Below are 6,716 nucleotides of genomic sequence, written 5' to 3' on the forward strand. Positions count from 1 at the left end.
CCATACCACACCACCTTTGCGGCGCCATGCCGCGCCCCAACGCCCCGCCGCCTTAAAACCCGACCGTTACAACGTTTGCGTGATGCCTCAGTAATGGCGGCCACCTCGATTTACGCCCACTCTGGATAACCAGGACAAATAACGGGTGACGCTCCGTGCGAATGGAGCAGTCCCTGCCCCCAGAAGCGAAGGAAGGAGCCTCATCACGGGAACGGAAGGATCGGCATCACTCGCGCCCCACTTCCACCCCCTCAGACATCCCCAACGACACCCGCTAAAAAAGTTACTTCGAGTGAGGCATTCACTCTTTATTCAATTCTGACTTATATAAGCCGGGAGGAGTAACCACGCCCAAATAAAACCAATATAAAAAGTTTTATTGAAACTTATCATCTTCAAAAAAGTTGAATACTAAAATAATACCGAAACAACTTGATCAATACTTTATATGTGTATTAGTTTTTCTTCGCCGTCAGCCACAAACGGCTACAACGCCTCAGCCACTCGGCATCCATGGCACTGAAAAAGATCAATTAGTTTGAGGTACCTGTTCGTTAGGAGAAAACCTTCAGCGAACTTCAGTGCTTGATTAGTTCTTACCAAAGATCAATTACAGGCTCATCCATGAAACCAACTAAAGAACGTCTGATTCAAAAAAAATCCGAACTTAGCGAACACCCGATCTTTTCTGAAATACATTCGCTGCCCGTCCTGCGACGCTTCATGGAAACCCACGTGTTTGCCGTATGGGACTTCATGTCGCTGACCAAGCGCCTGCAACAGGAGCTGACCTGCGTGCGACTGCCCTGGCTGCCACCGCTGGATCCTCAGGCCGCGCGGTTGATCAACGAGATCGTGCTGGGTGAAGAGTCGGATGATCGCCCGGCCCAGGGCCACTACAGCCACTTCGAGTTGTACCTGGATGCAATGCGCGAAGTCGGCGCCTGCACCATTGCCATCGAACGCTTCGTGGCCCTGCAACAAGAAGGCGTGAGTTACGACGTGGCCTTGCAGAGCGTCAACGTCGATCCGACGGCCGCAGATTTCGTTCGCCATACGCTGCACACAGCACTGCATGCGCCGGGTCACAGTGTGGCGGCGGCGTTTCTGCACGGTCGCGAAAGCGTTATCCCGCAGATGTTCCAGCGCATCCTCGACGATTGGGGCATCGGCATCGCGCAGGCGCCGACTTTCCGGTACTACCTCGAACGGCACATTGAGGTCGATTCCGAGGACCATGGCCCGGCAGCGGAAAAGCTCCTGTCGCGACTGGTCGATAGCGATCCGCAACGGCAGGAAGACGTGTATGCCAGCGCTATCGCCGCAGTGGAAAGTCGTATCGCCCTGTGGGACGGGTTGCGCCTGAGCATGAACGAATCCGTCGTGGAGGTGAGCGCATGAACGCCACCGACTACCAATCTTTCGCCGACGCCTGGGAGAGCCGCGCGACCATCCGTACGCGCCCGCGCCGCGTGCTGGAGAACGACGACAAACTGATCTACCCCTTGAGCCGCCAACCGCTGGTGCTGAGCGAAACCTTTCTGCGCCAATGCCCGGAACAGCGCGACTTCGCCCTGGTGCAGACCCTCTACAAGTTCATCAACGATGTGGTGATCTTCGAAACCGAGATCGTCGACAAAACCGCCCGCAGCATCGCCAAGAATCGCTTCGCGGTCGAGTTCCCGTTCGCCTGCCGCTATGACGCCATGACCGTGGTGGTGGACGAGGATTACCACGCGCTGGTGGCGATGGATTTCATGCAACAGACCATCGCGTTGACCGGCATCACCCCCATTGAGTTGCCGGATGAGATCGAGCTGAGCCGGGCGATACCAGCGGCCGTGGCGCTCGCACCGGAGCACCTGCGTAGCGCTGTAGAACTGATCTGCGTGGCCATCGCTGAAAACACGGTGACCGGTGATGTCGCCGCGTTCGCCAAGGACGACACGGTCAAGCAATCGATCAAGGGCCTGATGGCCGATCACTTGCTGGACGAGGGGCGTCACTCCGGTTTTTGGGCGCGGCTGGTACGCATCTACTGGCATGCCGCAAGTGCAGACGACCGCCAGTGCATCGCGCAGATCCTGCCGGTGTTCATTGCTCATTACCTGACCAACGACATCCAAAAATCCTTCGACATCCGCCTGATCGACGCACTGCAGATCAACGACGCGACGCGCCACGCCCTCAAGAACGAAGTGTCGGCACTGGCCTTCCCGATCAATCGCCATCACCCGCTGGTGGCCAACATTGTGCGGTTTTTCCACAGCAGTTCGCTGCTCGATTCGCCGTGCGTACAAACCGCCCTCAGCGACTACCTGGTTTGACGAGGAGCCCATCATGAGACGTCTCGACATCTTGCTCAGCGGACAAAGCCAGGCCATGACCGACCTGGCGCTGGAACTCGAACAACACGGTCACTCACTGACGCGGATATCCGCACTCGACGAAATGCCGGGGCCTGCGGATCTACTGATCGACGATGGTACGTCGCTCCAGTTCACCTGTCAGGCGCCACGCCTGACATTGCAATTGGGCCTTGGCCTGCCGCAGGCGTCCGGCCTGCCATCGCTGGACGTGTTGTGCTGGCATGGTTCAACGCTGCTGAGCCGTGTACCTATCGCCGATGAACCGTCGGGTAACGGCCAGGCGTTGCGTATGCAGGCCATGACAGCACTGGTTGACCACGTGGCGCTGCTGGTCAGCCGCTACTCGAGGGATGCCGACTATTTTCGGCTCGCCGTACCCGCCGTACCCGCCGTACCTGTCCGCTTCGAGCGCATCGAGAGCCTGCGGTTCCTGGACAGCCTCGCGTTCGTGCATCGCCTCAATGCCACCGCTGACCCACGACTGCAACAACTCGCGCTAACGCCGATGATCGAAAGGCTGGAGCAACAATGCATCCAGAGCGCCGACCATCCGGCCTTGAGCATCGCCGGCAACACCCTCGACTATCGCCAGTTGCACGTACACAGCCGCGCCATCCAACAACGTCTGCCGCTGCTGGATCAGCATCAAGGCCCGGTCGTCATCGCGATCTGTCTGCCCAAATGCAGTGCGCTGTATGCGGGAATCCTGGCGATCCTGGGCAGCGGCGCGGTGTACTTGCCGCTGGAGCCAAGCCATCCGTTGCAACGTCAGCAGTACATCCTGTCGAACGCCGGCGCGGTGTTGTTGCTGCATGACGGCGAGCATCCCCTGGCGAGCGAGATGCCAGGGCTGGACATCAGCAGTATCGGCGCCCATGAAGCAGACCTCACTCAACCGTTGATGCGCCAACGCCCCGACCTCGATGCGCCCTGCATGGCGCTCTACACCTCGGGTACCACCGGCCATCCGAAGGGCGTGCTACTCAGCCAGGCCAACCTCGCGCACTTCACCCACTGGTACGCCGACTATGTGCAACTGACCGGACAGAGCCGGGTGTTGCAGTTTTCTTCGTTGAGTTTCGACTCATCACTGATCGACATCTTCCCCACCCTGTTGCAAGGCGCCGAGCTGATCGTGCCCGGCGATGACCAACGCCGTGATCCCCTGCAACTGGTGGAACTGATTCGTCATTGGCAACTGAGCCACGCCTTTTTGCCCCCGGCCTTGTTGAGCATCCTGCCTCTGGAGCAGTTGCAGTGCCTGGATCATGTGATGACCGGCGGCGATGTCTGCGAGCCGTGGGTCATCGAGCAACTGAGCCGTCAGGGCAAGCTCTACAACCTCTACGGGCCCACCGAAGCCACGGTGCTGATTACGGCGCGACGCCTACAGACGGGCGACAACAACCGCTCGCTGGGGGCACCGATCGCCAACAGCCAGGTGTTGATTCTCGATGATGACTTTCAACCGGTGGCCGAACAGACCGTCGGTGAGCTGTACATCGCCGGCCCAGGCGTGTGCCTGGGTTACCTGAACAACCCGCAGCAAACCTCTGAGCGTTATCTGGACCTGAACTTGCCTGATGGCCGGACCCTGCGCGTCTATCGCACCGGGGACATGGCGAAGTGGACGGCGGAAGGGATCGAGCTGTGCGGTCGGCGTGATAATCAGGTGAAGATTCGCGGCTTCCGGGTCGAGCCGGAAGAGATTGAGCGCTGCCTGCGCGACAGCCAGTTGTACCGCCAGGTTACCGTGGTCATTGATAGCCAGCGGCGGATTCTGGCTTTCCTTGCTCAACCCCGGGAAGACCTCCCCGGCGGCGCCCGCCAAGCCTTGAAGGCCCACGCGAAACAGCACCTGCCGGACTACATGCTCCCCGTTGCATGGACCGAGCTGGCAGGCATGCCCTACGCCAGCAATGGCAAGGTCGACCGCAAAGCGCTTCTGGAGCTGCCGCTCAACGTCACCGAGCGCCCTCCACGACGTCTGCCCGTCAGCCCCGATGAGGCCCTGCTGCTGGAGATCTGGGCGCAGTTGCTGGAGCTGCCGGCGAGCGACATTTCCACCGACGAAAGCTTCTTCAATCTGGGCGGGCACTCGATCCTGCTGTCGCGCATGCTCCTGCGATTGCGCGAAGAGTTCGGGCGCAGCATCTCGATCAACCGTTTCATCGAAATGCCCACCCTCGCGAAACTGGCGACATTGGTACGCGGCTCCGGCAGCGAAGAAGTGCTGAGCGAACAGGCCATGCGCGATGCGTTCCGCGAACTGGATGTTCAGCCGCTGCCCGTCAGCCGCATGGGCGATGTGCACAAGGTGATCGTCACCGGTGCCAACAGTTTTGTCGGTGTACACATCGTCGAAGCGTTGCTGGCCTGGGGTGCCAGCGAAGTCGCCTGCCTGGTTCGCGGCGGCAATGGCCAATCGGCGGACGAGCGCTTTGCCCAGGCGTTGCAGGAGAACCGTCTGGAACATCTGGATTTGACCCGGGTGCGGGTTTACGCGGCAGACATCACGCGGCCGGAACTCGGTTTGGTGCCCGAGGTTTACCAGCGACTGGATCAGGAGTTTGGCGCTCTGGTGCACAACGCGGCCAACGTCAATCACGTCCTCGATTACGAGTCGCTGGCCCGGGACAACGTCGAGCCGATTTTCGAATGCTTGCGCCTGTGCGAAGGACGCAGCAAAAAAATCTTCAATTTCGTCTCGACGCTCTCGGCCTCCAGCACGATATCCGCCGATGGCCGAGTGCTTGAGTTGCCGGCCGCACCTACACCACCGATCTACATCAAGAACGGCTACAACCTGTCCAAATGGGTGGGCGAGCGCATCCTCGAACGGGCCCGGGAGCTTGGGGTGCGGGTCAATCTCTACCGCCCCGGCAACATCAGCTTCAACAGCCTTACGGGCGTGTGCCAGCCGCACAAGAATCGCCTGATGCTGATGCTAAAGGGCTCGATCCAGCTTGGCCAGGTGCCGGAGTTCGCCTTGAACTTCGACTTGATGCCGGTGGACTTTCTCGCCCGATTCATCGCCTTCCACGCCAGTCGTTATCAACCGGAACAAGCGGTATTCAACCTGCACAACCCCGAGCCCTTGAGCTGGGACAACTACGTGGCGTCCTTCCGCGAGGCGGGACGCGAATTCGCGATGGTCAGCGTCGCCGACTGGCAACAGCAGCTGGATCGGGTCGACAGCGACAACGCGTTGTTCGGCGTGCTGGGGTTCTACCTCAACGGCTTCGAGGAGGACATCGGCGATATCTCGATGATCGGTCACGACAACGCCCAGGCCGGTGTTCGGCTAATGGGCGCGCACTACCCGCAAAAGTCCCCGGCGCTGCTGCGTCGCGGCTGCGACTACCTCAAAGAAATCAATTTCATCTGACTCAACCAAACGGAGCAAGACCATGAGTACTCTGCAACCCGATACCCTGATCAAAAACCCTCAAGGCTGCCACGTGGTGTCCTCGGTGGAGGTGCCCGCCGATGCCGCGCAGGTATGGGCCGTTGTCGGTAACTTTGCCGGCTTCGATCGCTTCATCCCGGCGCTGTCGCACATCGAAATGACCGGCGAAGGTGTGTCATCGCTGCGCAAAAAGTTTTTCAAGGACGGCAACCTGGTGGTCGAGCAACTCAACTCCCGGGACGACCAGGCACGGCACATGACCTGGACCACTATCTACAACACCCTGGGTGTGGCCAATCTGTGGGCAGCGATGAGCGTTGAACCACTGAATGCGGGCAAGTCCCGAGCCACCTGGACCATCATCGCCGAGCCGGCGCAGGGAGGTGCCGAGACGCTGCCGGGCTTCAAGGCTTTCGTACAGGGTTTTGCCGATGATGCGATGAACAATGTGCTGAAGCTGTTTGCGTAAGACGTGAAAAAGCCCGTTGTGGAGAGGCACCACAACGGGCTTTTCAGTACCCCTGAAACGACAAAACCCCTGTCTGCGTAAGCAGACAGGGGTTTCGGAATTCAATCTTGACGATGACCTACTCTCACATGGGGAAACCCCACACTACCATCGGCGATGCATCGTTTCACTGCTGAGTTCGGGATGGGATCAGGTGGTTCCAACGCTCTATGGTCGTCAAGAAATTCTGTGACCGGCCCGTTAGAACTTTAACGTGCCAGTGAAAATTGGTGACTTCTACTAAAACAAAACCCCTACCTGCATACGCAGATAGGGGTTTCGGAATTTAATCTTGACGATGACCTACTCTCACATGGGGAAACCCCACACTACCATCGGCGATGCATCGTTTCACTGCTGAGTTCGGGATGGGATCAGGTGGTTCCAACGCTCTATGGTCGTCAAGAAATTCGGGTACTGAGTCGTGACC

At 59.0% G+C, this 6,716-nt stretch carries 4 protein-coding genes and 2 rRNA genes; 4 read left to right on the top strand and 2 right to left on the bottom strand.

What is annotated here, in order from left to right; all coding sequences use genetic code 11:
- The first annotated feature begins 624 nt into the window (after nucleotides 1-624).
- Genes KGA85_RS28440 through KGA85_RS28455 form a run of 4 tightly spaced genes read left to right on the top strand, consistent with a single transcriptional unit; the run spans nucleotide 625 to nucleotide 6,247 of the window.
- Nucleotides 625-1,401 (top strand): DUF3050 domain-containing protein, encoded by a 777-nt coding sequence (locus KGA85_RS28440; RefSeq protein WP_223461815.1) that lies wholly within the window; start codon nucleotides 625-627, stop codon nucleotides 1,399-1,401.
- Complete coding sequence (locus KGA85_RS28445; protein WP_223461817.1) at nucleotides 1,398-2,327, top strand: diiron oxygenase; 930 nt, start codon at nucleotides 1,398-1,400, stop codon at nucleotides 2,325-2,327. The genes KGA85_RS28440 and KGA85_RS28445 overlap by 4 nt, the downstream gene beginning before the upstream one ends.
- A gap of 13 nt (nucleotides 2,328-2,340) precedes the next feature.
- A complete protein-coding gene (locus tag KGA85_RS28450; RefSeq protein ID WP_223461819.1) occupies nucleotides 2,341-5,757 on the top strand; it encodes a non-ribosomal peptide synthetase in 3,417 nt (1,138 codons plus the stop codon).
- A 22-nt stretch (nucleotides 5,758-5,779) separates the two neighbouring features.
- Complete coding sequence (locus KGA85_RS28455) at nucleotides 5,780-6,247, top strand: SRPBCC family protein (RefSeq protein ID WP_223461821.1); 468 nt, start codon at nucleotides 5,780-5,782, stop codon at nucleotides 6,245-6,247.
- Nucleotides 6,248-6,352: 105 nt separating this feature from the next.
- Here KGA85_RS28455 and rrf (KGA85_RS28460) read toward each other — a convergent pair.
- A 5S ribosomal RNA gene (gene rrf / locus KGA85_RS28460) occupies nucleotides 6,353-6,468 on the bottom strand.
- Nucleotides 6,469-6,576: 108 nt separating this feature from the next.
- Nucleotides 6,577-6,692 (bottom strand): 5S ribosomal RNA (gene rrf, locus KGA85_RS28465).
- Between the last annotated feature and the right edge of the window lie 24 nt (nucleotides 6,693-6,716).

It is taken from the genome of Pseudomonas sp. GL-B-12, from assembly GCF_019955895.1.
In the GTDB taxonomy this organism is placed as follows: Bacteria; Pseudomonadota; Gammaproteobacteria; order Pseudomonadales; family Pseudomonadaceae; genus Aquipseudomonas.